23 protein-coding genes are annotated in these 24,580 nt (G+C 64.2%); 20 read left to right on the plus strand and 3 right to left on the minus strand.

Features of this window, described 5'->3' with window-relative positions; all coding sequences use genetic code 11:
• Positions 1 to 56 precede the first annotated feature (56 nt).
• From CI15_RS10910 to CI15_RS35275, 11 genes are all read left to right on the plus strand, one after another.
• Entirely contained in the window at positions 57 to 830 is a 774-nt protein-coding gene (locus tag CI15_RS10910) for a GntR family transcriptional regulator (protein WP_062127557.1), read from the plus strand.
• Positions 831 to 850: 20 nt separating this feature from the next.
• On the plus strand, positions 851 to 2,521 hold the full coding sequence (gene mdcA, locus CI15_RS10915; protein ID WP_062127678.1) for a malonate decarboxylase subunit alpha: 1,671 nt from the start codon (positions 851 to 853) through the stop codon (positions 2,519 to 2,521).
• A 2-nt stretch (positions 2,522 to 2,523) separates the two neighbouring features.
• Complete coding sequence (locus CI15_RS10920) at positions 2,524 to 3,504, plus strand: triphosphoribosyl-dephospho-CoA synthase (RefSeq protein WP_062127559.1); 981 nt, start codon at positions 2,524 to 2,526, stop codon at positions 3,502 to 3,504.
• Positions 3,505 to 3,509: 5 nt separating this feature from the next.
• Entirely contained in the window at positions 3,510 to 3,833 is a 324-nt protein-coding gene (locus CI15_RS10925; protein ID WP_062127561.1) for a malonate decarboxylase subunit delta, read from the plus strand.
• The gene (locus CI15_RS10930; RefSeq protein ID WP_062127563.1) at positions 3,830 to 4,714 is read left to right on the plus strand and encodes a biotin-independent malonate decarboxylase subunit beta; all 885 of its coding nucleotides are present in this window, start codon (positions 3,830 to 3,832) and stop codon (positions 4,712 to 4,714) included. Before CI15_RS10925 ends, CI15_RS10930 begins: the two co-directional genes overlap by 4 nt.
• On the plus strand, positions 4,711 to 5,532 hold the full coding sequence (gene mdcE / locus CI15_RS10935) for a biotin-independent malonate decarboxylase subunit gamma (protein WP_062127565.1): 822 nt from the start codon (positions 4,711 to 4,713) through the stop codon (positions 5,530 to 5,532). The genes CI15_RS10930 and mdcE overlap by 4 nt, the downstream gene beginning before the upstream one ends.
• Positions 5,532 to 6,230, plus strand: coding sequence for a malonate decarboxylase holo-ACP synthase (locus CI15_RS10940; protein ID WP_062127567.1), 699 nt, complete (start codon positions 5,532 to 5,534; stop codon positions 6,228 to 6,230). Before mdcE ends, CI15_RS10940 begins: the two co-directional genes overlap by 1 nt.
• The gene (gene mdcH / locus CI15_RS10945; RefSeq protein WP_062127569.1) at positions 6,230 to 7,162 is read left to right on the plus strand and encodes a malonate decarboxylase subunit epsilon; all 933 of its coding nucleotides are present in this window, start codon (positions 6,230 to 6,232) and stop codon (positions 7,160 to 7,162) included. The genes CI15_RS10940 and mdcH overlap by 1 nt, the downstream gene beginning before the upstream one ends.
• Positions 7,163 to 7,591: 429 nt before the next feature.
• On the plus strand, positions 7,592 to 9,454 hold the full coding sequence (locus CI15_RS10950; RefSeq protein WP_062127571.1) for a hybrid sensor histidine kinase/response regulator: 1,863 nt from the start codon (positions 7,592 to 7,594) through the stop codon (positions 9,452 to 9,454).
• A gap of 208 nt (positions 9,455 to 9,662) precedes the next feature.
• Positions 9,663 to 10,412, plus strand: coding sequence for a response regulator transcription factor (locus CI15_RS10955; RefSeq protein ID WP_062127573.1), 750 nt, complete (start codon positions 9,663 to 9,665; stop codon positions 10,410 to 10,412).
• A 336-nt stretch (positions 10,413 to 10,748) separates the two neighbouring features.
• Complete coding sequence (locus CI15_RS35275; protein WP_241495829.1) at positions 10,749 to 11,033, plus strand: hypothetical protein; 285 nt, start codon at positions 10,749 to 10,751, stop codon at positions 11,031 to 11,033.
• A gap of 481 nt (positions 11,034 to 11,514) precedes the next feature.
• Here the strand turns inward: CI15_RS35275 and CI15_RS10960 are convergent, their stop codons facing one another.
• Positions 11,515 to 12,315 (minus strand): alpha/beta fold hydrolase, encoded by an 801-nt coding sequence (locus CI15_RS10960; protein ID WP_062127575.1) that lies wholly within the window; start codon positions 12,313 to 12,315, stop codon positions 11,515 to 11,517.
• A gap of 67 nt (positions 12,316 to 12,382) precedes the next feature.
• Positions 12,383 to 13,351 carry a LysR substrate-binding domain-containing protein gene (locus tag CI15_RS10965; RefSeq protein ID WP_241495830.1) on the minus strand — a complete coding sequence of 323 codons (969 nt, stop codon included), beginning with the start codon at positions 13,349 to 13,351 and terminating at the stop codon, positions 12,383 to 12,385.
• A gap of 71 nt (positions 13,352 to 13,422) precedes the next feature.
• Here CI15_RS10965 and CI15_RS10970 point away from each other — a divergent pair, with 71 nt between their 5' ends.
• The 9 genes from CI15_RS10970 to CI15_RS11010 all read left to right on the plus strand — a co-directional run bounded on the left by CI15_RS10970 (position 13,423) and on the right by CI15_RS11010 (position 21,807).
• Positions 13,423 to 14,451: an ABC transporter substrate-binding protein gene (locus tag CI15_RS10970; RefSeq protein ID WP_062127578.1), complete on the plus strand. Its 1,029-nt coding sequence runs from the start codon at positions 13,423 to 13,425 to the stop codon at positions 14,449 to 14,451.
• 108 nt (positions 14,452 to 14,559) lie between these two features.
• Complete coding sequence (locus CI15_RS10975) at positions 14,560 to 15,624, plus strand: ABC transporter ATP-binding protein (protein WP_062127580.1); 1,065 nt, start codon at positions 14,560 to 14,562, stop codon at positions 15,622 to 15,624.
• Between the two features lie 14 nt (positions 15,625 to 15,638).
• Positions 15,639 to 16,538, plus strand: coding sequence for an ABC transporter permease (locus tag CI15_RS10980; protein WP_062127581.1), 900 nt, complete (start codon positions 15,639 to 15,641; stop codon positions 16,536 to 16,538).
• Positions 16,535 to 17,329 carry an ABC transporter permease gene (locus CI15_RS10985; protein WP_062127584.1) on the plus strand — a complete coding sequence of 265 codons (795 nt, stop codon included), beginning with the start codon at positions 16,535 to 16,537 and terminating at the stop codon, positions 17,327 to 17,329. Before CI15_RS10980 ends, CI15_RS10985 begins: the two co-directional genes overlap by 4 nt.
• Complete coding sequence (locus CI15_RS10990) at positions 17,326 to 18,429, plus strand: NAD(P)/FAD-dependent oxidoreductase (RefSeq protein WP_420915853.1); 1,104 nt, start codon at positions 17,326 to 17,328, stop codon at positions 18,427 to 18,429. Before CI15_RS10985 ends, CI15_RS10990 begins: the two co-directional genes overlap by 4 nt.
• The gene (locus tag CI15_RS10995; protein WP_062127588.1) at positions 18,407 to 18,715 is read left to right on the plus strand and encodes a (2Fe-2S)-binding protein; all 309 of its coding nucleotides are present in this window, start codon (positions 18,407 to 18,409) and stop codon (positions 18,713 to 18,715) included. The genes CI15_RS10990 and CI15_RS10995 overlap by 23 nt, the downstream gene beginning before the upstream one ends.
• Entirely contained in the window at positions 18,712 to 20,145 is a 1,434-nt protein-coding gene (locus CI15_RS11000; RefSeq protein WP_062127590.1) for an NAD(P)/FAD-dependent oxidoreductase, read from the plus strand. Before CI15_RS10995 ends, CI15_RS11000 begins: the two co-directional genes overlap by 4 nt.
• 38 nt (positions 20,146 to 20,183) lie before the next feature.
• Entirely contained in the window at positions 20,184 to 20,504 is a 321-nt protein-coding gene (locus CI15_RS11005) for a RidA family protein (RefSeq protein WP_241495831.1), read from the plus strand.
• Between the two features lie 493 nt (positions 20,505 to 20,997).
• Positions 20,998 to 21,807, plus strand: a complete 810-nt coding sequence (locus tag CI15_RS11010) for a class I SAM-dependent methyltransferase (RefSeq protein ID WP_062127594.1) — start codon at positions 20,998 to 21,000, stop codon at positions 21,805 to 21,807.
• 18 nt (positions 21,808 to 21,825) lie between these two features.
• Here CI15_RS11010 and CI15_RS11015 read toward each other — a convergent pair whose 3' ends face one another.
• Complete coding sequence (locus tag CI15_RS11015) at positions 21,826 to 24,579, minus strand: HAD-IC family P-type ATPase (protein WP_062127596.1); 2,754 nt, start codon at positions 24,577 to 24,579, stop codon at positions 21,826 to 21,828.
• Between the last annotated feature and the right edge of the window lies 1 nt (position 24,580).

The raw sequence follows: 24,580 nt of genomic DNA on the forward strand, positions 1-24,580 counted from the left end.
CTTCCGGGTTTGCCCGCGCTGAAATGCGCGTCTTTTTATATATAATATTTGATATCATGAGTCACGCAACTGAAGGTTTTCCCCTGGATGCCCCCATGCACGGTTCACTTCTTCCGGCTGCCGCGCCGCGCGAGAGCACCTCGCACGTGATCGCGGAGGCGCTGCGCGCGGCGATCGTCGACGGTACGCTCGCGCCTGGCGCACCGTTGCGACAGGACGCGATCGCCCGGCATTTCTCCGTGAGCGCAATTCCTGTGCGCGAGGCCCTGCGCCAGCTCGAAAGCGAGGGCTGGGCCCGCGCGGCGGTGCATAAAGGCGCGACGGTCGCGCCGCTGTCCGCCGACGAAGCGCGCGAGATCTACGAGATCCGCTCCGCGCTCGAAAGTCTCGCGCTCGGCCTCGCGATTCCTAATCACTCCGCCGCGACGTTGCGCGAGGCCGCGGAGTTGTGCCGCGCCGCCGAGCTCGAAGCGGACCCATCGCTCTACGTCGCGCGCAATGCCGCGTTTCACATGAGCCTTTACGCGCCCGCCGGGCGGCCGCAGCTCGAGGACATGATCGAGCTGCTGCACCGGCGCGGCGAACGCTATCTGCGCCTGAAGTTCGGCTTGCCGTCGTACAAGGGCGAGTCCGACACCGAGCACGCCGCGCTGCTCGACGCGGTCGAGCGCCGCGATATCGCGGCCGCGCAGTCGCTGGTCGTCTCGCATCTGCTCGGCACCGGCGAGCTGCTGCATCGTTTCCTGACCGAGCGCGCGCGCGAAGAAGCCGCGCTTGCGCATCAACCGAAGCCGCGCGGCCGACGCCCGCGCGTCACCACCGGGAGCTGACCCAGCCGATGACCGAGCCGATGAACCACCCCGCCCACGCCACCGCATCGCCGTCCACGGCTCGCTCATGGACGACCCGCCGCGACGAAAAGAACCGCCGCCTCGCGGCCATCGCGCCGTGGCTCGAAGACGGCGTGCTGCCGTCGCACCGTATCGTCGATGCGCTCGAAACGCTGATCCAGCCCGGCGAGCGCGTCGCGCTCGAAGGCGACAACCAGAAGCAGGCCGACTTCCTGTCGCGCTCGCTCGCCCAGGTCGATCCACACAAGCTGCACGACGTGCATCTGCTGATTTCGAGCATTAGCCGTCCTGAGCATCTGACGCTGTTCGAGCGCGGCATCGCGCACAAGGTCGACTTTTCGTTCGCGGGGCCGCAGAGTCTGCGCGTCGCGCAACTGCTCGAAGACGGCCAGCTCGAAATCGGCGCGATCTATACCTACGTCGAGCTGTATGCGCGCATGTTCGTCGACCTGAGCCCGCACGTCGCGCTGTTGTGCGCGGAACAGGCCGACCGTCACGGCAATCTGTACACCGGCCCGAATACCGAGGACACCCCCACCATCGCCGAGGCCGCCGCGTTCCGTCACGGCATCGTGATCGTGCAGGTCAACGAGGTCGTCGACGAACTGCCGCGTGTCGATATTCCGGGTTCGTGGGTCGACGTGGTCGTGCAGGCGGACCGGCCGTACGCGGTCGAGCCGCTGTTCACGCGCGATCCGCGCCATATCGGCGACTTGCAGGTGCTGACCGCGATGATGGTGATTCGCGGCATCTACGAGCCGTACGGGGTCACGTCGCTGAATCACGGCATCGGCTTCGATACCGCGGCGATCGAACTGCTGCTGCCCACCTACGGCGAATCGCTCGGCCTCAAGGGCAAGATCTGCCGCAACTGGACGCTCAATCCGCACCCCACGATGATCCCCGCGATCGAATCGGGCTGGGTCGACAGCATCCACTGCTTCGGCAGCGAGGTCGGCATGGAGGCGTATATCGAGGCGCGCCCCGATGTGTTCTTCACCGGCAACGACGGCAGCCTGCGCTCGAACCGCGTGCTGTGCCAGTTGGCCGGACAGTACGGCGTCGATCTGTTCATCGGCTCGACGTTGCAGATCGACGCGGACGCGAATTCGTCGACGGTCACGCGCGGGCGGCTGGCCGGTTTCGGCGGCGCGCCGAACATGGGCCACGATCCGCGCGGCCGGCGTCATTCGAGCGAGGCGTGGCTGAAGCTGCTGAAGGGCGACGGCGCGGTGTCGCGTGGCCAGAAGCTGGTCGTGCAGTTGGCCGAGACGTACAAGAAAGGCGGCGAGCCGACCTTCGTCGATGAACTCGACGCGGTCGCCGTCGGCGCCAAAAGCGGCATGCCGATCGCGCCGGTGATGATCTACGGCGACGACGTGAGCCATGTGGTCACCGAAGAAGGCATCGCGCACCTGCACAAGGCCGAGGGCATCGACGAACGGCGCGCGGCGCTCGCCGCGGTGGCCGGTGTTACGCCGATCGGTCTGCGCGCGAAGCCCGAGAAAACCGCGGAATTGCGCCGGCGCGGCATCGTCGCGTATCCGGAAGATCTCGGCATCCGGCGCGGCGAAGCGAAGCGTTCGCTGCTCGCGGCGCGCAGCATCGACGATCTGGTCACGTGGTCGGGCGGACTGTACGCACCGCCCGCGCGCTTCCGGAGCTGGTGACGATGGCGTCCGCGGCGGCTCTTCTCGAACGGTTGGACGCGCCGGTTGCTTCGGTCTCGGGCGAGGCGTGCGATACATTGCCGGCCGCGCCGATGGCGGCCCCACCGTTTTCCGACACCCAACTCGCGCGCAACGCGATCACCGCGCTGATCGACGAAGCCGAGCTCACGCCGAAGCCCGCGCTCGTCGACCGACGCGGCAGCGGCGCGCATCGCGACCTCGATCTCCCGATCATGCGGCGCTCCGCGCACGCGCTCGAACCCACTTTCGCGGCGCTGGCGCGCACGGCGCGCCGCCGCGGCGAACCGTCGGCGCTGCTGCGCACCGAGCTCGCGCAGATCGGCCGCGCGGGCGAACAGGACATGATGCACGCGACGGGCGGCAGCAATGCGCATCGCGGCGCGATCTGGATCATCGGCCTGCTGGTGGCCGGCGCCGCGCTCGACACGTCGTCGAGTCCGTCCGCCCGCTCGCACCTGGCTGGCAATCCTAACGATGTGGATACCTCGCGCGTCTGCACGCTGGCCGCGCAGATCGCCTGCTTCCCGGACCGCTTCGCCGCTTCGTCCGACAGCCACGGCGAACGCGCGCGTCAGCGCTATCAGGTCGGCGGCGCGCGGCGCGAAGCGCAGGACGGCTTTCCGCATGCACTCGACGTCGGCCTGCCCGCCTTGCACGCGGCGCGCGCACGCCAGCTCGACGAAACCACCGCGCGCATCGACGCGCTGCTCGCCATCATGAGCACGCTCGACGACACCTGCCTGCTGCATCGCGCCGGCCTCGCCGGCTTGCATGCCGGCCAGCGCGGCGCGCGGCGTGTGCTCGACGCGGGCGGCAGTTCGACGGCCGCGGGCCGCGTCGCGCTCGACGCGCTCGAGAGCGAACTGCTGTCGTTGAACGCATCGCCTGGCGGCGCGGCCGATCTGCTCGCCGCCACCCTCTTTCTCGACATGCTGGCGCATCGCGACGCCAGCCGGAGCTGAGACTCATGGAACATCTGACCTTCGACTATCCGGCGCAACGCGCCGTCACGACCCGCGCGCACGTCGGCGTGGTCGGCTCGGGCGATCTGGAAGTGCTGCTCTCGCCCGCCGCCGCCACGGCAAGCGGCTCGGCGCTCGTCGCGCACGTGGTCGTGCGCACCAGCGTCGACGGCTATAGCCACATCTGGAAGAGCGTATTCGACCGCTTCTTCACGCGCTACGACGGCGCCGCGCACATCGAGATCAACGACTTCGGCGCGACGCCCGGCGTGGTCGCGTTGCGGCTCGCCGAAGCGGTCGAAGCGGCCGAGGAAGGAGACCCGGCATGAGCACGACCGCCACCATTCACAGCACGCCGCTCCTGCACGAGAGCTTCATCGAACTGCCGGCGCGCGAGCGCGCCCGGTCGCTGCTCGACGCGGGCAGCTTCCGCGAATTGCTCGGCCCGTTCGATCGCATCGAGTCGCCGTGGCTGCCCTTGCAGGGCATCGTCTGCCAGGCCGACGACGGCTGCGTGATCGCGCGCGGCACGATCGACGGCGAGCCGGCCGTGGTCGCCGCGATCGAATCGGCGTTCCAGGGCGGCAGCATCGGTGAGGTATCGGGCAGCAAGATCGCCGCCGCCCTTGAAATGGCGTTGCGCGACTGCGAGCGCGGCAAGCTCGTGCGCCCCGTCGTGCTGTTCGAAACCGGCGGCGTGCGGCTGCAGGAAGCGAACCTCGGGCTCGCGGTGATCGCCGAGATCCAGGCGGCGATCGTCGCGCTGCGCCGGCACGTGCCGGTGGTCGGCGTGATCGCGGGCATGGTCGGCTGCTTTGGCGGGATGTCGCTCGCCGCCGCGTTGTGCTCGTACCTGATCGTGACGAAGCAGGGGCGGCTCGGCATGAACGGGCCGGAAGTGATCGAGCAGGAAGCCGGTATCGAAGAGCTCGATGCGAGCGATCGGCGCCGCGTGTGGCAACTGATCGGCGGCGAGCAGCGCGTCGCGAGCGCACTCGCCGACACGCTCGTCGACGACGATGCCGACACGGTGCGCGCCGCCGTGCACGCCGCGTTCGCGCAGGGCGTGCCGGCCGCGCACCGCAGCGAGCAGGTCGACACGTTCCTGCGGCGGCTCGCGCAGATCGATCCGGCGAACGTCACGCCGGAGACCGTGCGTGACGTATACGAAGCGCAAGGCCGCGCTGCATCGAACAAGGAGCAGGCATGAACGACACGACACTCACACGCGGCGTACGCTGGTTCGAGGCACTGGCAGGTGCGCCGTCGAGCGCGGCGCCCGTCTGGCGAGGCGATGCGCCGCTCGGCGGCGAGACCGCGCGCTTCATCACGGTCGTGCCCGACCCCGCGAACCGCTTTCCACGCGCGACTACCAACGTGGTTGGGCTCGAACAGGGTTGGCAACTCGCGCGCGCGGTGCGCGAAGTGATCGACGCGGATGCAGGTATGGACGCCAGCGCGCGCCGCCCGATCGTCGCGATCGTCGACGTGAAGAGCCAGGCATACGGCTATCGCGAGGAAATGCTCGGCATTCACCTCGCCTGCGCGGCCGCCGTCGATGCCTACGCAAGCGCGCGTGATGCGGGACATCCGGTGATCGCGCTGATCGTCGGTCCGGCGATGTCGGGCGCGTTCCTCGCGCACGGCTATCAGGCGAACCGCATCGTCGCGCTCGACGCACCCGGCACGATGGTCCACGCGATGGGCAAGGAAGCGGCCGCGCGCGTCACGCGCCGCACGGTCGAAGCGCTCGACGAACTTGGCGAGACGATCGTGCCGATGTCGTATTCGATGGCGTCGTTCGCGAAGTTGGGGCTGCTCGATCAGCTGATCGAAGGCATCGACGCGGATGCGCCCGACGCGGCGCAGATCGAGCGCGTGCGTGCGGTGCTGGCAGCGCAGATTCGCAGCGCGCGCGAGGGGAATCGGACGCTCGCGCGCCGGCTGGAATCGGCAACGGCGCGGCAGACTCGCGCGGCGTCGATCGAGGTGCGTCGGCGTCTCGCCGAGCAATGGGATGCTGTGTGATGGGCGTCTGTGCGGCGGCGCCCTTCTCCACCGAGTGCGCCACGTCGTGCGACGCGCGCTGGCGACCGCATGACCTGTTGTGCTTGCGCCGGCTGCATGCGTTCGCCGACGAACCGGCGTGGGTTCGCGACGCGTTCGAACGTGCGCCGTATGCGGTCGTTCGACGCGCGCTTGCCGCGGATGGTTTCGTTGCGATCGGCGTGCGCGGCGCGCAGCGAGCAGAGCGCTACGGCACATGGGTGCATGCGGACGATATCGTCAGTGCCGTGTCGCCTGAATCGCTGGCGCGATCGCAAGCCGATGACGGACGTGATGCATTGCCCGCTTTCGCTGCGCTGATTGCATTGCAACGTGATTCGACTGGCCCGCTCGCGAGATTCGTTTGGGGTCCTGCGGGTAGTACGGGATTTGAACTGGCGACACGCGTGCCGACCGTCAACGAAGCGAGCGATCTCGATCTGTTGATTCGCATGCCTGAGCGGCTCGCATTGGAGCTCGCGCGTGCGTTGTTGGAGCAATTGCATACGCACGCGGAACGTATCGGCGCCCGCCTCGATGCGCAACTCGAAACGCCCGCGGGCGGCGTGGCGCTCGCCGAATGGGCCGGGGGCAAGGCGCGTGTGCTGGCCCGGCATGCTAGCGGTCCACAGTTGATCGCCGATCCATGGGCCGCTGCTGCTAATGATGGCGGCATCTGATGCTCGGCCTTCTCTTCCCCGGTCAGGGTGCGCAGAGCGAAGGCTTTCTGCATCGGCTGCCGCAGCATCGCGCGGTACAGGACACGCTCGCTGAAGCAGCCGACACGCTCGACGTCGACGTGCTGACGCTCGACTCATCCGAGGCTTTGAATTCGACCGTTGCCGTGCAACTGGGCTTGACGATCGCGGGCGTCGCGATCGCACGCGCGCTCGCCGATGAAGGACTGACAGCGCAAATCAGCGCGGGGCTGTCGGTCGGCGCTTATCCGGCAGCGGTCAGTTGCGGTGCGGTGGCGTTTCGCGACGCATTGAGGCTGGTGCGCCGACGCGCCCAGTTGATGGAAACCGCTTATCCATCGGGCTATGGTCTCGCGGCGGTATCCGGCTTGAGCGAGCATCAGGTCGAAACGCTCGTCGCGCAGCAGGGCGCCGAGCCACGGCATCGCGTGTATATCGGCAACGTCAATGCGCCGCGGCAGATCGTAATGGCCGGCGCTAACGAGGCACTCGACGCGTTCATCGAACGCGCGCTCGCGGCCGGCGCGCGCAAGGCCACGCGGCTCGAGGTCAGCGTACCCTCGCATTGCGAATTGCTCGCGCATGCAAGCGACGAACTGCTGGCGTATTCGCGCGAGTTGCGCTTTGAAAGACCTGGCGGTGTTTATATCGGCAATCGCGGTGGACGGCCGTTATATACGGCCGAGGCGATTCGCGACGATCTTGCGACCAATATGCGCTACACCGTGCGCTGGTTCGATGCGCTGACGGCGATGCAGGAAATGGGCGCGCATGTGCTGGTCGAGGCGCCGCCGGGCCAGGTGTTGACGGATATCGTGAAGGAGCATTTTTCGCAGGTTAGTGCGCTTGCTGCCGGCGCGTTGCCGTTTGACAGGTTGGTGGGGACGGTGGGTAGGCGGTTGGAGCGTGGGTGATGGGTGCGCTTTGGGGGGTGGGGGGCCTAGGCGACAACCTGCCGGCCAGCGAACCGGGAACGCTGCCTTTCGATTGGCTGCATTGCTCCGGAACCTGACGGACGCGCTACGCCCACGATTCGGCCATTGCCGCTATTGGGGACGACTGGATTCTACGTCGGCAATCTGGCGGCGGATTCAACCGGTCGATGCCCTCAGCCCCGAGCATGGGCGAGCGCCACAAGCAGATGTGGGCAGGCGTCGTACAAACCTAAACACTTTCAGAAGTTCGACATCGATCAAGTCCGAAACATGTAGGCGCTCCTGATCCGACAGGCGCATCCAGAACGCTACATTTGTGTGTATAACTTCGGATCGCGCCCTGCTATTCTGTTTGAATTGCACGCTGCCCCTATCCGCAGGCGGCGAATTTCCTGATCGAGCGTCGTCATGAGATCGTCAGGCCTCAGGGTGCGCAGGTTCAGCTCGGCGGCTCAGGAGCGCGCGTTCCGGTGGGACTACGCGCGACGGTTCTCCGGACAGCGCAGACTCGCCATCGCAATCTTCACCGCATTGTGGATCGTATTTTCCATCCGCGACTTCCCCCGGTTGAACGTACTCGATCCCGCCCATCTGCACCACAACGAGCTAATTGTGCTGCGAGTCGCCGGAGCGATCGGAATGGCGATTCCCGTGCTGTTCTGGACCCCGCGCGCACTCGATGAGCGATGGGCCGTCGGGCTGCTCAGTGTCTGGACGATCAGTTGCTGGCTCACCACCCTGAGAATGCTGCAGTTCTATCCGGGCGACCTTGGCTGGCGGGAAGTCTATCCGGTGTTGATGCTTTGCCTTTTCGTGATATTCATGGCCTTTCGGCTTCGGGTCACCACGGCGGCTTGGCTAATAGGGATATGCGTCGTCAGCTATCTGATCATGCTTTATTTCAAACCCGTCGGCGGGAGTGTCGAACTGCGCATGGAGTCGGTGGCTGCGCACGCCACGATGGTGCCGTTGATGTCTGTCGTCGGTGTGCTGCTCAGCATTCCGCTGGAACGTGCCGCGAGGCGCGAATTCATGTACCGGCGCACCTTGCGCGCGGCCAAGGCTCGCATTGAAGCGGCGTCGCGCGCGGTCAACGAGCAGAACAGACGCATGCAAGAGCTCGTCAGGGAGAAAGAGCGATTCTTTTCGTCGGCGTATCACGACATCCAGCAGCCTCTCGCCGCAATCAACCTTTTCATCCGAAGCGCCCGGACGAGGATCAAGGACGGCTACGCCGTGGATCGCGAGCTCGATGTCGTCGAGGAGGCCGCGTCCGACATCCTCGAAATGTTCAAGGACATTCAGGACTACAGCGAGCTGGGCTCATATGTTCCGCATGTCGTACCGGTCGATACCCACGGCCTATTGACCGAGGTCTTCGAACAATACCGGGAGACGGCCCGGTTGCGTGGCATCGATCTAAGAATTGCGGGGCGGCCAAGGTACCCACCGTCCATCGAGACCGACCGATCGCTCTTCAAGCGGTCCGTATCGAATCTCGTATCTAACGCGATCAAGAACACGTCATCGGGTGGCGTTGTGCTTGGCTGGGTGCAACTGAATGAACGGCTGCGAGTCGATGTATGGGATACCGGCATCGGCATTGCGCCTGCCCATCGGGACGCGATCTTCTCCGAGTACTATCAGATCAACAATCCGGGGCGCGACCGTTCGAAAGGGCTGGGACTAGGGCTGTCGATTGTGCATCGTGCGATCCATATTCTGCCGGGGCACAGCATGAGTTTCGCCTCCGTGGAGGGGCGCGGATCGCGCTTTTCCCTTTACGCAACGGTTTCGGCATCAACCCCGGTCGTCGGGGCAAATGCTCAGGAGGGCGACGCCTACACGCCCGATCTCACCGGCACGTTCATGCTCCTGTGCGACGATGAACCTACCGTCCTCGAAGGCCTGAGGCGTCTTTTCTCAAGCGCGGGCGCGCTCGTGTACGCCGCCGAGTCAATGGCAGGATTCGAAGCCATCCTTGCCGATGACAGCCGCATTCCCGATCTCGTCGTCGCCGATATCCGTCTGCGCGAGGGAGTCACCGGCAAGGAGGTTGCGAATCGGATCAGGCGTCATTTCGCGTGGGCGGGCGTTATTCCCGTCGCTTTTATCACCGGCGAACTGCTGTCCGATCACGTCCTTCGCGACTTCCCCAAACCGTTCGTGCTATTGCGCAAGTCCTCCGCCCCCAAAGACCTGCTGGCGGACATCAGCCGGTACGTGAACGCTCAACGCAAGATGAAACTCGATCTCGCGAACGATCAGTGACTGAACGCGCCCCGAGTGCGGTGGTCCTCCTGGTACGCTTGATTCGTCTAATGATGGGTGAAAACCGCCACTTTTCAGGCGATGCCGTATAGATCAGCCGCCACTGGGTACTATCTGACCTGAAGACATCGGACGATCACTACCGGTTTAGCCATCCTCCGATGCGTAATCGCAGCTCGGCTCGAAGACAGTTCTGGGAGACGATGGAATGCGCGTACTGATCGTCGACGACCATGAACTGTTCAGAGCCGGATTGGCGCTTCTACTGACGGAGCTCTTTCCGAACATCGAGTTGCTACACGCGAGCACATTGTCGCAGGGGGTGAATCATGCGCTTTGCGAGCACCTGAACATCGTTTTTCTCGATCTCGACCTGCCCGATGGCAACGGTTGCAACGCGCTTGCCGAATTGAAGGAGTCGCGACCGTCGTTACCGGTGATCGTGATATCGGCCGATGAGCGAGTGGAAACCATCAGTCGATGCATCCAACTTCGCGCCATGGGATACGTGCCCAAATCATCGCCGCCGGGAGCGCTTCGTGCGGCGATAAGCGCGGTGCTTGCCGGGGGCGTGTTCCTACCAGCCTCGAGCATCGCCAGCCTCGGTCGTGATATGGACACTGACAAGGCTCCGGCTAATGGACCTGAGGATAGACAGCCACGCGTTAAATCGGAAACGAGCAATGCATCCGAGATGGGACTCACGCCGAGAGAGTTCGAAACGTTGGTGTGGCTGGTACGCGGACTTCCGTCCAAGGCCATTGCCCTAAGAATGGGCCTCGAGGACATTACGGTACGGAAATACATCAGCCATCTGCTTGCGCATTTCAATCTGCGGCGCCGTACGGAACTCATCGTCATGCTGGCAGATAGAGGGATCAAGCTCGGCGTCCCGCCGGTCACGGATCCAGCGCTTGACCGAAGCCTGCCGCCTGCCGGCGGCCACCCAACCCACTGACTTCAGCCAGCGTGCTTTCGATCGATCGCATTCGATACACAAATGTATCAGCGACGTAACGTGCGCTCGCCCCGCACCCTGAACAGTTCAGGAAGGGGCGCCGTCGGGACGCGAGTATCGACATGTCACCGGAATCGGACGGCGAGCATGCATACATCTTTCGCCGACGATGGCTGTCTACCGCCTACGCATGTGCGTTGCGACGGCATTTCGCCTGACCAAGAATGAATATGACAGCAACGCTGAGGGGGCATTCGTCGGGTGCACCCGGAGCGGTGAGTCGTCGTGATGAGCTGAATCGGCCTTGGCTCGTGCGAAACGCGAATAACGAATCGCATGAATAGAAAACTCAACGTAGATAAAGGAACCAACATGAAATCACCTCTGATGGTTGCATCCGCTGTCGTGCTGTTTGTCATGGCCGGTGTTGCTCATTCGCAAGGCACACCACAAGCCTCTCAACCCGCCCCGCAAGAAAACGCCGCAACACAAGCCTCTGACCCGAGTGCGGGGATGGAAGCATACGGCGGCACGCCCGACACACGGGTACAAAGCGGTGCAAAACGTGCCAGACCGTGCCGGATAGATCCACAATGCAACGTTTTTTTCGGAGGGAGCTAACAACGATCTGACGGCGCGCGAGGCATGCAACCCGTTGACAACGAAAAGGTGAAGAAATGAAAGTGCAACCCTCGGCCGTAGCCATCCTGCTATTCCTGCTCACTGCGGCCGGCTCTGCCGACTCTCAGGAAACGCAACCGTCAGACGTCGCTAGCCATTCATCCAGTCAGCAGCCAATAAATCCATCGCAGCGGGCAATGCCGATGGACGGCGACAGTACGTGGGACTATGGAGCCCAACCGGGCGGACGAAATGGCTACGGCAAAACCCGAGATGGGCAACCGTGCATGGTGGGACTGTCGTGCGATATTTATCAGGGTAGTTAGCCTGGGGGCTGTGTCGCGATGAGCCACATAGCTGACGTAGAACTGGGCCCGCTCCAACGTCAGCTATGGCCGAATCGCTGTCCCCAGCGAACCGGCCTGGATGCTTAGGCATCAACTCCGCACCAAAGCACGTCCAATCCACAACCGAAAAAACTTCACTTCGCCAGCGAAGGCTGCCCTTCCAACCACCCCTGAACATCACCAATCACCTCAGTCTCAATCCCAAGGAACCCATGCGGCGAATGCCCACCGCACCGGGTCGCCACATCGCCTTCCCCTTCCGTCGAACCGACTTCGACGTACGCATAGTGATTACGCTCAGCGAGGCGCTTACCCGCATAGGCCGGCGACGACACGCATTGATCGTTCTTATTGGAGACAACAAGCACCCGATGTGTGTTGCCATCCACGTCGAGATCCGAGATATTCGCGCCGCCCCCTTTGCGAGAAACCGTAACGGGCGACGTCAAAACGAACGCATCCGCGATTCCAGCATCGCGCTCGAGCGCATTGCCGACCGACACCGTCCCCGCACTCGTCCCGACCAGTGCGATCTTCGACGTAGGAAACCGCTCACGTACCTTCGCCACGATGGCTTGCGTATCGGCGAACGACTTCTTGCTGCGACGGAACAGGTCATCGACGCCCTCCACATGATCGGAAGGCGTATCGACCAACACCACGGCATCTCCCCGATCGATCCAGTGATGCGCCGAGCGAATCAGAAAATTGCCCTTGAGCGTCGTCGCACCGGAAGTGTCCAGATGCAGCGCACCCGGCGTGCCCCCGAACAGGACGACGACCCACGCCGGGCTCGACGAAGGCGACTCGACGAAGATGCTTTGCGTGACCGCATCGCGCGTCGCAAACGTCACGAGATCGCCATGGTCGAGCGGGTCGGCAAGGCTATGGGCGGATAGCACGAGAACAGCGAGCGCACAGCAGAAACGTTTCATACAGGATTCCTCGAACAGGGTTGAGAGAGTCGAATCATCATGAACGGACTGCGAAACTATCTGCAAATCAGCTCCGGCGCCGCCCAGACCGCTCCTTCACCTTCTCACGCACGAACTCCATGAAGGCGGTCGTGAGACGCGACGGCGCCTGCCTGTCGGAGGTCACGACGCCGTATTCAAACGGGATCGCCGGCGCGAAGTCATGCACGGAAACGCGCTCCGTCAGATAGTCGGTGGACACCGGGTCAATGATCGACACACCAGCACCACGCGCGACGAATGTTGCGATGGCGGCCGACAATTGACACTCCGCGCTCATCACACGTTCTATTTGCCGCTCGGCGAAGATCTCGTCGACGATACGGCGCGTGTCGTACTCACGCGGCATGGAAATGAACTTCTCACCGGCCAGGTCTTCGGGCGTGATGATCCGCTTGCGCGAGAGCCGGTGTCCCTTGGGCAGAATGCATTTCATGTCGGCACTGAACAGTGCCTCGAGTCGCACGCCCGGCTGCCATGTCGTATAGGTCACGAATCCGATGTCGCATTGCTCGCTTGCGACGAGTTCACCGACCAGTTTCGTGCCGTGAATGAGTAACGACACGGTCACGCCTTCGTGGGCCTGCGTGAAATCGGTGATCCATTCCGGCAGCAGGTTCAACGCCAATGCGGGTGCCGCCGCGACGTTCAGCGAGCCTCTCGTGAGCGAGCGGATCTGCTGTGCCGCATGGGCGATGCGTTCGACACCGACAAACGAGCGCTCCACCTCCTGATAGAGCAGCAACGCGTCCGAAGTCGGGAACAGTCTGCCCTTCTCGCGTGTGAACAGGCTGAAGCCGATTTCCGTCTCCAGGTCGAGGATCAGGCGTGTCACCGCTGGCTGCGTGATGTGCAGCATTTCGGCTGCCCGGGTAATCGACTGTCGCAGGATCACCGCCCGGAACGCTTCAAGCTGCCGGCTCTTCATCCCCCACTCCATAACATTTATGCATCGTTCGCGATTATTTCCTGATTTGACGATGCCGATTTGGCGCACAAAACTGTGCGTCAGACGGGCTTATACCCGATAACCAGCAGCATAACATTTAGATATCGATGGAGGCTTCAATGCGCAAACGTATCGTCCCGATCCTGCTCGCCGGCGTTTTTGCCGCGGCGCAAGCCCACGCTGAAACGACGCTCTACGTCGGCGCCTTCGGCGGCTCCTTCGAACAGCTGCTGCGAGAGAAGATCATTCCGCCGTTCGAGAAGGCCAACAACGTCAAGGTCGTGGTCGTCCCCGGTGATTCGACGACGACGATGGCGCGCCTTCAGGCGCAAAAAGGCAAGCAAAGCCTCGACGTGGTGTTTCTCGACGACGGTCCGATGTATCAGGCGATCCAGCTCGGCTATTGCGACACCCTCACCGATGCGCCGGTCTACCAGAACCTGTTCGACGTAGCCCGCTTCAGGAGCAACAAGGCGGTGACGATCGGGCTGAACGCGACCGGTCTCGTCTACAACGAGCGCCTCTTCGCCGCGAAGGGATGGGCGCCGCCGACTTCGTGGCACGACCTGGCCGACCCGCGCTACAAGGGCAAGGTCGCGTTTCCCACCATCAGCAATGGGTATGGTCTGCAATCGCTGATCGTGCTCGCCCGGCTCAACGGCGGCAGCGAGAAAAACATCCAGCCCGGCTTCGACATGGTGAAAGCATCGGTCGCGCCGAACGTGCTGTCGTTCGATCCATCGCCGGGAAAGATCTCCGAGCTGTTCCAGACGGACAGCATCGCGCTTGCCGCATGGGGTGACGGCCGCACCCAGGCATTGCGCAATCAGGGCGTGCCGGTCAAGTTCGTCGCGCCGAAGGAAGGCGCGGTGGTACTGGGTCTGAGCATGTGCCCGGTCAAACACGACGCGCCGAACGAGCTCGCACAGAAGTTCGTGCAGTTCTCTTTGTCGCCGGACATCCAGGCGCTGTATGCGGCGGAAGAAGGCGTCGCTCCGGTCAACAAGCTGACCCACTTGTCACCGGAGGTGGCGGCGCGCGTCGCGAGCCCGGACGCCGTCGCGAAGATGCTGAGGGTCGACTGGGACGTGGTCAACGACAAGCGCGCGTCGTGGACGCAGCAATGGAATCGTGACGTCGAGCGCTGAGCCGCTGCCGGCACCTGAAGTCGCTCGACACAAGCCCGTCCGCGAGCGCGAACGGGCCTCAGGTGCCTTTCCGTCGTCGCCAGAAAAATTGCAAGGTCTACCCAAGTCATGACTTATTTACGGATCGAACGCCTGAACAAGCAGTACGGCGAGACTGTCGTGGTCGACGGCCTCAGCATCGACGTCGCGCGCGGCGAATTCGTCTCCCTGCTCGGACCATCGGGCTGCGGCAAGACGACGACCCTGCAGATGATCGCCGGCTTCGTCGAGCCGACCTCGGGCGATATCAGCCTCGAAGGTCGATCGCTGATCGGCACGCCGCCCGCGCAACGCGGCCTCGGCATCGTGTTCCAGAGTTACGCGTTGTTTGCCCACATGACGGTTGCGGAGAACGTCGAGTTCGGACTGCAGATGAGGCGCGTCGACCGTGCAGCGCGCAAGCGCCGCTGTCTGGCCGCGCTGGAGCTGGTTCAACTCGGCCGCCATGCATCGAAGTATCCGCGCGAACTGTCGGGGGGGCAGCGTCAACGCGTGGCGCTCGCGCGTGCATTGGTCATCGAGCCGCCGTTGCTGCTGCTGGACGAACCACTGTCCAACCTCGACGCAAAACTGCGTCACGACATGCAGGCCGAGTTGCGCGCGATCCAGCAGAAGGTCGGCACCACCACCGTCATGGTCACGCACGATCAGGCCGAGGCGCTGGCCATCAGCGACCGCGTCGCGCTGCTCAATCAGGGCACGGTGGTCCGTTTCGATACCCCGACCGGTGTCTATGACGATCCGGGCAGCCTGTTCGCCGCGGATTTCATCGGTCGTGCCAACGTGCTGCATGGACACGTGAGTTTCGACGGCGCGCGGCGGATGCTGAAGGTGGGCCCGGCGAGCCTGCCGCTCGACGCGCCGCACGCGTGTGGCGAACACGCGTTCTCACTGCGTCCCGAACGCATCGAGCTGGTCGCGAGCGGCGCCGGGCAGGTGGACGGGCGCGTCAGTGCGTGCGCGTTTCACGGCAACTGCTGGTCGGTCAACGTGAGCACCGAAATCGGCGAGCTGCAGGTACAGCTTGCGAATGGCGGCGGGCACGTCGCGCAGGTCGGCGACGCGGTCGGCCTCGACTGGTCCGGCGCCGCGCTGCGTCCGCTCGCACCGCACACCGTGGGGGCCCCGCGATGAGCGCCACGCGCCCCATGATCCGGCCGCTGCCGCCGGACACGACGCGCCGCCGGCGGCCGAACGGTCCGCTGCTCGTCGCGCCCGTGACGCTGCTTTTCACGTTGCTGCTCGTCGTTCCGATGGCGCTCGTCGGCATGCTGAGCCTGCAAGCCTTCGACGCGGCCTCGGGCGGCGTGCTCGATGTCTATTCGTGGCATAACTACGCGCAGATCATCAGCGATCCGTACTATCACGAGATCTTCCTGCGCACGTTCGCGCTTGCCATCAGCGTGACGCTTGGGACGATCGTGCTAGGCGTCCCCGAAGCCTGGTTCATCTTCCGCATGTCGGCTCGCTGGCGTGCCTTCTTCCTGATTCTGACGCTCGGGCCGCTGTTCATCTCGGCTGTCGTACGCACGCTCGGCTGGTCGATCCTGTTGGACGGCCAGGGTGTCGTCGCGCAAGTGCTCGTAGGCCTGCACCTCGTCGACGCGCCGCCGCAGATGCTGTTCTCGTTTTCCGCCGTCGTGGTCGTGCTGGTGCATGCGCTGGTGCCATTGATGGTGCTGTCCGTCTGGACCTCGTTGCAAAGCATCGACCCGCAGATGGCCAACGCGGCCATCTCGCTCGGCGCTAGTCCGCTGACGGTATGGCGCCGCATCGTCCTGCCGCAGACCGCGCCGGGCATTCTGTCCGGAAGCCTGATCGTCTTCGCACTGAGCGCGAGCGCGTTCGCGACCCCCGCGTTGATCGGCGGCCGGCGCCTGAAGGTCGTCGCAACGGCGGCCTACGACGAGTTCCTGCACAGCATGAACTGGCCGATGGGCGCAGCGATCGCGGTGTGCCTGCTCGTGCTGAATCTCGGCACCGTCGCGTTGTACAGCCGCGTCGTCGAGCGACGCCTGAAGCGCCGCCTTGGGGAGACTGCAGCATGAATCGAAACGGTCCGGTGGCGCTCGGCTTCCATGCCCTGTTCACCGTCTTTCTGATCGCGCCGCTCGCGATCGTCTGTCTCGTTGCCTTTACGCCGGGCAATCTGCTGAGCGTGCCGACTCTGCATTATTCGACGCGCTGGTTCAGGGCGCTCGTTTCGAATCCGGATTTCACTCAGGCGTTTTCGAACAGCCTGTGGCTCGCGACACTCTCCGCCACGCTCGCCGCGGTGCTAGGCGTGCCGGCCGCGTTGGGTCTATTGCGCTACCGCTTTGCCGGCCGCGACGCGATCAACTCGCTGCTGCTCTCCCCGCTGATGATTCCGCCCGTCGTGCTGGGCGTCGCGCTGCTGCAACTGTTCACGCGCGTTGGCGTATCCGGGTCGTTCGTGTCGCTCGTGTTGGCTCACGTGATGCTCGTGTTCCCGTATTGCCTGCGGCTCATCATGGCGTCGCTGGTCGCGACGACGCGCGATGCCGAGCACGCCGCCGTCTCGCTGGGCGCGAATGCATGGACCACCTTTCGGCGCATCACGTTGCCCGCGTTGGTGCCGGGCATTGCCGCCGGCTGGGTGCTCGGTTTTGCCAGCAGCTTCGACGAGCTGACCGCCACGATCTTCATCGCGGCGCCCACCACGATCACGCTGCCGGTACGCATCTACATGAGCATGAGCGAAACCGTCGACCCGCAAGTCGCGGCGGTCGCCACGGTGATCATGGCGGTCACGCTCGGCCTGATGTTCGCCCTCGACAGGCTCGTGGGGCTCGACAAGGTTCTGACGGGAAAACATTGATGAAACACGAATACGATTTTGCGATCGTCGGCGGCGGCCTGGTGGGAATGGCGATCGCCTACGGACTCGCCAAGCGCGGCCAGAAGACGATCGTGCTCGACGGCGAAGACTCCAGCGTCCGGGCGGCGCGTGGCAACTTCGGCCTGATCTGGGTATCGGGCAAGGGCAGGAAACATGTCGACTACGGTCGCTGGTCGCTCGAATCGGCGCTGCTCTGGCCGGCGTTCGCCGCGGAGCTCGAAGCCGTGTCGTCGCTCAGTCTCGGCTATTCGCGGCCCGGCGGCGTCAGCATCGCGATGTCCGATGACGCGCTGGCGGGCAGCGTGGATACGCTGCGTCAGTTGCAGGCCCGCGATGCACGGCTCACCTACGACATCCTCGACCGCCAGCAATTGGCCGAGCGCATCCCGGAGGTCGGTCAGAACGTGGCCGGCGCGGTCTACTCGGCAAACGACGGTCACGTGAGCCCGCTCTACACGCTGCGTGCGCTGTTCCTCGCCTTCGAGCGCGCGAACGGACACTACGTGCCGGAGGCCCGGGTGAAGTCGATCGAGCGCGCGAACGGCGGCTATCGCATCGATACCGGCAAGCGCACGCTCGAAGCGGGGCGCGTGGTTCTGTGCGCGGGGCTCGGCAACCGCGAACTCGCGCCGATGGTGGGACTGAGTTCGCCGGTCGTGCCGCTGCGCGGTCAGATCCTCGTGACCGAACGCGTGCGTCCGTTCCTCAAGTACCCGACGCTCTCCGTGAGACAAACCGCCGAAGGGTCGGTCCTGCTCGGCGAATCCGCCGAAGACGTGGGCATGGACGACGGCGTGACGCCTGAGATCGTCGCGCACATCTCCCGCAAGGCCGTGACGCAGTTTCCGCTGCTGAAGAACGTGCGCGTCGTGCGCGCATGGGGCGCACTGCGCGTGATGACACCGGACAGCATGCCCGTCTACGAGGAATCCCCGACGCATCCCGGCGCGTTCATCGCGACCTGCCACAGCGGCGTGACGCTCGCGGCCGCGCATTGCGAGTTGCTCGTGAGCTGGCTGCTCGGCGGCCAGCGCCCTTCTCTTCTGGACTACTTCTATGCAAAACGTTTCGCTGTTTAGTCAGATCGATGGTGCCTCGCCCCGCACCGTGCGGATCGTCGTCGATGGTTGCCCGGTGGACGTGCCGGAGCACGCGAACGTAGCCGCGGCGCTGCTGTGCGCCGGAGTCAGCGTGTTCCGTCACACGCCGGTAGGCGCCGCGCCGCGCGCGCCGTATTGCATGATGGGCGTGTGCTTCGATTGCCTCGTCGAAATCGATGGCTTGCCGAACCAGCAAGCCTGCATGGTGCGCGTGCGCGACGGGATGGAGATCAAGGCCATGGCTGGCGCGAGGGCACTCGTATGACGATCGTGACAGTGGACCTCGTCATCGTCGGTGCCGGGCCGGCCGGCATGGCGTGCGCGCTCGACGCCGCGCGCGCCGGCCTCGACGTGCTCGTGCTCGACGAAAACCCGCTGCCGGGCGGGCAGATCTATCGCAACGTGGGACGCTCGCCGCTGCCCGACGCGGCACTGCTCGGCAATGACTACACCGATGGCGCCAGGCTGGTCGCCCGCTTCGGCGAGGCGCGCCTGCGCTATTGGTCCGACACGCTCGTGTGGCAGATCACGCGCGCGTTGGAGATCAGCTACACACGTCGCAGCGGCACAGCGGCAAGCGGACAGATCCGTGCAAAAGCCGTGGTCATCGCCAACGGCGCTTACGAACGGCCCTGCCCGGTTCCAGGCTGGACGCTCCCCGGCGTCATGGGCGTGGGCGCCGCCCAGACGCTGCTCAAATCGTCAGCCGTGCTGCCCGATGGACCTGTCGTGCTGGCGGGAAGCGGACCGTTGATGTATCTGTTCGCCTGGCAGTTGATTCAGGCAAACCGGGCCCCGGCGGCGATCCTCGATACGACGCCATCGCGCAACTATTGGCGCGCGCTCGCGCAACTGCCGGGCGCATTGCGCACGCCAGCCTATCTGGCGAAGGGCCGGCGTCTCTTGAATGCGATCCGGCGTAGTGGCATTCCGCACATTCGCCAGGTGACCCGATTCTCCGTGGAGGGCGACGGCCGCGCGGAGTCGGTGCAATACACGGCCAAGGGGCGAACGTCGAAGATCCCCGCGAGCGTCGTCCTGCTGCATCAGGGCGTGGTGCCCAACGTGCAACTGACTCGCTCGATCGGCTGCGAGCATCGCTGGGACGAGGCCCAACTCTGCTGGCACCCGCGCACCGATGCATGGGGCGAGACCACGGTGCCGAACCTCTTCGTCGCGGGCGACGGCGGCGGCATCCACGGCGCGATCGCAGCCCAGGCAGCGGGCGCGCTGAGCGCGCTGGGCGTAGCGCATCGGCTCGGCGCGCTACGCCGCGAGTCGCGTGACGAGCGAGCCGCACCGTTGCGACGACAACTAGACCGGCACCGCGCCGTACGCCCTTTCCTCGACACGCTCTATCGTCCGGCGGATGCGTTTCGCCGTCCCGCCGACGCAACCATCGTCTGTCGTTGCGAGGAAGTCAGTGCCGGCGAGATCCGGGCAATGGCGCGTCTTGGCTGCACCGGACCGAACCAGAGCAAGTCGTTTTCCCGTTGCGGAATGGGCCCGTGCCAGGGGCGTCTATGTGGCCTGACCGTCGCCGAACTGCTGGCCGAAGCGCATGCGAAACCCGTGGCGGAAGTCGGTTACTACCGGATTCGCCCGCCGATCAAACCGGTGAGCCTCGGCGATCTCGCCGAATCCCATGTCCCGGATCTGAATGCAGCACAACCGACGGAGTTCGTCCCCAAATGAATGCGTTTCCTATCGTAAGAACCGCTGGCAATGCACGCATGAGCAAGATGGTGCGTGCGGGCAATCTGCTCTTCCTCGCGGGGCAAACCTCGTCCGGCGCCCCCGATGCAGGCACGATCGAGGAGCAGGCGACCGTTGCGCTAGCGCGCATCGATGCGTTGCTGCAACAGGCTGGCAGCAGCAAGCAGCGACTCCTGTCGGTGACGATCTACCTGAAAGACATCGCGCTGTTCGACCGCATGAATGCGGTCTGGCAGAACTGGGTCGATCCGGAGCATCTGCCTGCGCGCTGCACCGTACAGGCGACGCTCGGATTGCCTGAACTGCTGGTGGAATTCAGCGTGACGGCAGCGGTTTGAGGTATCGCCCGCGCGCCCCGCTTCGCGCGAGTTATCCGGGGCTCTGGCCTGCTGGCGCGTCGACTCACCTACACGTTTTGCGTTGATAAATTGACGCTGAATGTAGCGGGGCCATATCGACCGGTAGCATGGGCGTTGGCCCCGTCCCTGCGTGCGAAGGCGCAAAACGATCAGAATAAGGCGCAAAACGTGGAGATTCCCCGACCGGTTTTGACAACTTCAACTGCTATCCTTCAAAACTTGAACCCGATCACTATCGTGGCTTTTTCCAGGTAGTCGACGCCGCAGGTCTCGCCAAACGCAGTCCATCAGCGCACAAAACCGGAGTAGTCAGCGTCCCGCGAAATGCTCACTCCGATGCCACGGGGATAGCAAAAGCCGGCACTCCGGAAACGAGTTGCGCAGATCTCAACATGGTCCATGGATTACCAGCATACTGGCCCGGTAGCGTCTGGAATTCGTCGCATCGTTTTCGCACCGATATGAGGGAAATATGCATAGACCCATCGACACTGAAACGATCCCGAGTACTGAATTGCAGCAGGTCAAGGCGACTTATGCCAAGCTTTGCGAGGAGTACGTTGCTCATCGCAGCAACGGTGAATACCGGGACTATGTGCAATCGGTGATCGCCAACGACGCCAGTCTCGATCGCCACGTACGCGCGTTCGAGATTTACGCGCCGTATATCAAGCCTGGAATGAAGGTGCTCGACTGGGGATGCAGGCATGCTCCCGATTCGTGCATGCTTCGCACGCTCTACCACGACATCGACATATCTGGCTGTGATATCTGCAAAGATGGGCAATTCGCGGAGTTCCATCAGTACGCCGGCTTGTCTTTCCGCTCCCTCGAGCATGAATTTCTGCTGCCCTACGAAGACAATCAATTTGACGTGGTGATCGGAAGCGGCGTACTCGAGCACGTGGCCCGCGAGCAAAAGAGTGTCGATGAACTATGGCGCGTGCTGAAAGACGACGGTTTGTTGATCATCACATTTTTACCGAACCGTTTATCGGTGACCGAAAATGCCTGCAGAGTCATGAAGAAATACACGGGCCATAATCGGCTGTACAGCCTCAGCGACGCGAAGCGCCTGTTTCTCAGCTCGGGGTTCGTGCTCGAAGAATGCGGCTATCACCAGGTCTTTCCGACGTTCGCAAAAGGCATAAAGGGCGGCGGAGCGCTTAATGCACTCGCCAATATCGGCATGAAGCTGAACCGGCCTTTCGAGCGGATACCGATCGTGAATACCGTCTCGGCCAATCTGTTTTTCATCCTCCGCCGCGTGCACGAGATGTAGTGGGTGGCCCCTCGGGGCCTACTTCAACGGATCATCGCGCAATGCCGCGCCCTCCTGTTGGGAAGTCGCAAACGCGCTCAATGCAGGGACGCGCCGAATCACGAGCTTCTCTATTTCCACCACGAGGAAAAACAGGAACCCGCCGACGACGAGCCACACCCATGCCGAGATGGGTAGAGACTCGGTATCGAAGATGGCGTGGAACGGCAGCGTATAGGTGAACAGCAGCTGCAACACGATGACCCCGGCTATTCCGTACCAGAGATAGTGATTGCCCTGATGGGCGCGCACGGTCAGCGACGAATCGAGCAGATGCCGGATGTTCAGCAGATAGAACACCTGGCCGAGCGTAATGGCGTTGACCGCGGCCGTGCGCGCCATCTGATCCGACGCCCCGTGCGACTTCATCCAGAAGAAGGTCGACAGCGTATAGAGCACGAGCGCGAGGCCCACGAACAGGATGCGCCAGATGCCGAAGCGCGTGACAATCGGCCGGTCGATAGAACGGGGCGCGCGGCGCATCACGTCCGCCTCGTGCGGCTCGAACGAAATGGTCAGGCCGAGCGCGACCGAAGTGATCATGTTGACCCACAGGATCTGCGGCGCCGTGATCGGCAGCGTGAAGGCGAACAGGATCGCCACCGCGATCACCGCGCCCTGGGCGACATTGGTCGGCAGCAGGAACAGCATCGCCTTCTCGATGTTGTTGTAGACCGTGCGTCCCTCCTTCACCGCCGCGGAGATCGAAGCGAAGTTGTCATCGACGAGAATCATCCCCGCCGCCTCTTTCGTGACCTCGGTGCCCTTGATGCCCATCGCGACGCCGATGTCGGCTTTCTTGAGCGCCGGCGCATCGTTGACGCCGTCGCCCGTCATCGCGACGATCTGCCGGTTCGCCTGGATCGCCTTGACGAGCCGCAGCTTGTGCTCAGGGCTCGCGCGCGCGAAGACGTCGACGCCGCGCACGCATTCCTGCAGCGCCGCATCGTTCATCGCCTCGATCTCGGTCCCGGACACGGCCGTCTTGCCGTCGCCGATCCCCAGCATTCTTGCGATTGCCGCCGCGGTGATCTTGTGGTCGCCCGTGATCATCGTGACGCGGATGCCCCCGCCGTGGCATTCGCGCACGGCATCGATGGCCTCTTTGCGCGGCGGGTCCATGAGGCCCACGAGGCCGAGCAGCACGAGCGTACGCGGCAGGTCCTGCGGACCCAGACCGCCGCTGCGCAGGCCCGGCTCCGACAGCCACGCCAGTCCGAGCACGCGCTCACCCTGCGCGGCGAGCCGGTCTCCCTCCCTTGCGAAGTGCTCGCGATCGAGCGGCGCGGGGCCTAGCGCTGTCTGCTGCCGGTCGCAGTGATCGAGGATCACTTCCGGGGCGCCCTTGACCAGCAGTATCTCGCCGTCCGCCGACCGGTTCAGCGTCGCCATGAACTTGTGCTCGGACTCGAACGGAATCGCGTCGAATCTCGGTGCGGCGGCCGTCTCGGTCGCACGGTCCATGCCCAGCTTGGCGGCGAACGGATAGAGCGCGCCCTCGGTCGGGTCGCCCTCCACTTTCCATTTTCCGTCTTCCTCGAAAAGCTCGGCGTCGTTACACAACACCGACACGCGGCCCATCAGCCTGAGCACGTCCGGCGCCGCGCCGAGCGGCTTGCCATCGGCCTTGACCTCTCCCTCGAGGGCATAGCCGTCGCCGCTCACGGTATAGGCCGCTTCCGCCGTCACGACGGAGGTCACCATCATCTCCATCAGCGTCAGCGTGCCCGTCTTGTCCGAGCAGATGCGCGACACGGCGCCCAGCGTCTCGACCGCCGGCAGGCGGCGAATAATCGCGTTGCGCTGAACCATGCGCTGCACGCCGATGGCGAGCGTGATGGTGATGAGCGCGGGCAGCCCCTCAGGGATCACCGATACCGCGATCCCCACGATGGCCTGGAACAACTGGACGAAGGTCATGTGTCCGAGCCAGTGGCCCCACGAGAACAGCAGCACGCTGACACAGGCGATCACCGCGGTGATGACGTAGCCGAATTTTTTGATCTGGCGCAGCAGCGGGGTCTCGAGCGCGCTGACCTCGGCGAGCATCTGATTGATCCGGCCGAGTTCCGTTTGGCTCCCGGTCGCCACGACGACGCCGGTCGCGCGGCCGGACAACACCATCGTGCCGCAGAACGCCATGTTCTCGCGGTCGCCGACCGTGGCTTTGGCGGGCACCGGCGCGGTGCTTTTCTCGGCCGGGATGGATTCGCCGGTCAGGGCCGCTTCCTCCGTGCGCAAATTCCTGGCCTCGACCAGACGCATGTCCGCGGGGATTTTGTCGCCCGACTCCAGCAGCACGATGTCGCCAGGAACGAGTTCGTCGGCGGGAATCAGACGGACCGCCGCGCCGCGCATCACGCGCGCCTCGGCGGACAGCATGTTGCGAATCGAGTCGAGCGCCTTCTCGGCCCGCCCTTCCTGCAGGAAGCCGAGCAGCGAGTTGAGGATGACGACGGCCAGGATGACCGAGCCATCGAGCCAAAGTCCCAGCATGAACTTGATGAAACCGGCCGCGAGCAGCACGTAGATCAGAATGTTGTGAAGCTGCGCGAGGAATCGCGCGACCGGCCCTTTCTTCTTGCCTTGGGGCAGCCGGTTCGGTCCATAGGTGGCGAGCCGGCCGGTCGCATCCGCCGCATCGAGGCCGCGCGCGGGATCCACCTTGAACTGCCGCTCGATTTCGTCGGCCGGTAGCGCATGCCACGGTGCCGCAGTCTCTACTGAGCTCATC

The organism is Paraburkholderia monticola (assembly GCF_001580545.1).
In the GTDB taxonomy this organism is placed as follows: Bacteria; Pseudomonadota; Gammaproteobacteria; order Burkholderiales; family Burkholderiaceae; genus Paraburkholderia; species Paraburkholderia monticola.

Coding starts and splice junctions, on each gene's coding strand:
- CI15_RS10940 (WP_062127567.1), top strand. CDS start 5,532: ATGGGCGTCTGTGCGGCGGCGCCCTTCTCCACCGAGTGCGCCACGTCG.
- CI15_RS10930 (WP_062127563.1), top strand. CDS start 3,830: ATGAGCACGACCGCCACCATTCACAGCACGCCGCTCCTGCACGAGAGC.
- CI15_RS10980 (WP_062127581.1), top strand. CDS start 15,639: ATGATCCGGCCGCTGCCGCCGGACACGACGCGCCGCCGGCGGCCGAAC.
- mdcH (WP_062127569.1), top strand. CDS start 6,230: ATGCTCGGCCTTCTCTTCCCCGGTCAGGGTGCGCAGAGCGAAGGCTTT.
- CI15_RS10960 (WP_062127575.1), bottom strand. CDS start 12,315: ATGAAACGTTTCTGCTGTGCGCTCGCTGTTCTCGTGCTATCCGCCCAT.
- mdcE (WP_062127565.1), top strand. CDS start 4,711: ATGAACGACACGACACTCACACGCGGCGTACGCTGGTTCGAGGCACTG.
- mdcA (WP_062127678.1), top strand. CDS start 851: ATGAACCACCCCGCCCACGCCACCGCATCGCCGTCCACGGCTCGCTCA.
- CI15_RS10920 (WP_062127559.1), top strand. CDS start 2,524: ATGGCGTCCGCGGCGGCTCTTCTCGAACGGTTGGACGCGCCGGTTGCT.
- CI15_RS11010 (WP_062127594.1), top strand. CDS start 20,998: ATGCATAGACCCATCGACACTGAAACGATCCCGAGTACTGAATTGCAG.
- CI15_RS10955 (WP_062127573.1), top strand. CDS start 9,663: ATGCGCGTACTGATCGTCGACGACCATGAACTGTTCAGAGCCGGATTG.
- CI15_RS10995 (WP_062127588.1), top strand. CDS start 18,407: ATGCAAAACGTTTCGCTGTTTAGTCAGATCGATGGTGCCTCGCCCCGC.
- CI15_RS10910 (WP_062127557.1), top strand. CDS start 57: ATGAGTCACGCAACTGAAGGTTTTCCCCTGGATGCCCCCATGCACGGT.
- CI15_RS11000 (WP_062127590.1), top strand. CDS start 18,712: ATGACGATCGTGACAGTGGACCTCGTCATCGTCGGTGCCGGGCCGGCC.
- CI15_RS10985 (WP_062127584.1), top strand. CDS start 16,535: ATGAATCGAAACGGTCCGGTGGCGCTCGGCTTCCATGCCCTGTTCACC.
- CI15_RS11015 (WP_062127596.1), bottom strand. CDS start 24,579: ATGAGCTCAGTAGAGACTGCGGCACCGTGGCATGCGCTACCGGCCGAC.
- CI15_RS11005 (WP_241495831.1), top strand. CDS start 20,184: ATGAGCAAGATGGTGCGTGCGGGCAATCTGCTCTTCCTCGCGGGGCAA.
- CI15_RS10970 (WP_062127578.1), top strand. CDS start 13,423: ATGCGCAAACGTATCGTCCCGATCCTGCTCGCCGGCGTTTTTGCCGCG.
- CI15_RS10925 (WP_062127561.1), top strand. CDS start 3,510: ATGGAACATCTGACCTTCGACTATCCGGCGCAACGCGCCGTCACGACC.
- CI15_RS10975 (WP_062127580.1), top strand. CDS start 14,560: ATGACTTATTTACGGATCGAACGCCTGAACAAGCAGTACGGCGAGACT.
- CI15_RS35275 (WP_241495829.1), top strand. CDS start 10,749: ATGAATAGAAAACTCAACGTAGATAAAGGAACCAACATGAAATCACCT.
- CI15_RS10950 (WP_062127571.1), top strand. CDS start 7,592: ATGAGATCGTCAGGCCTCAGGGTGCGCAGGTTCAGCTCGGCGGCTCAG.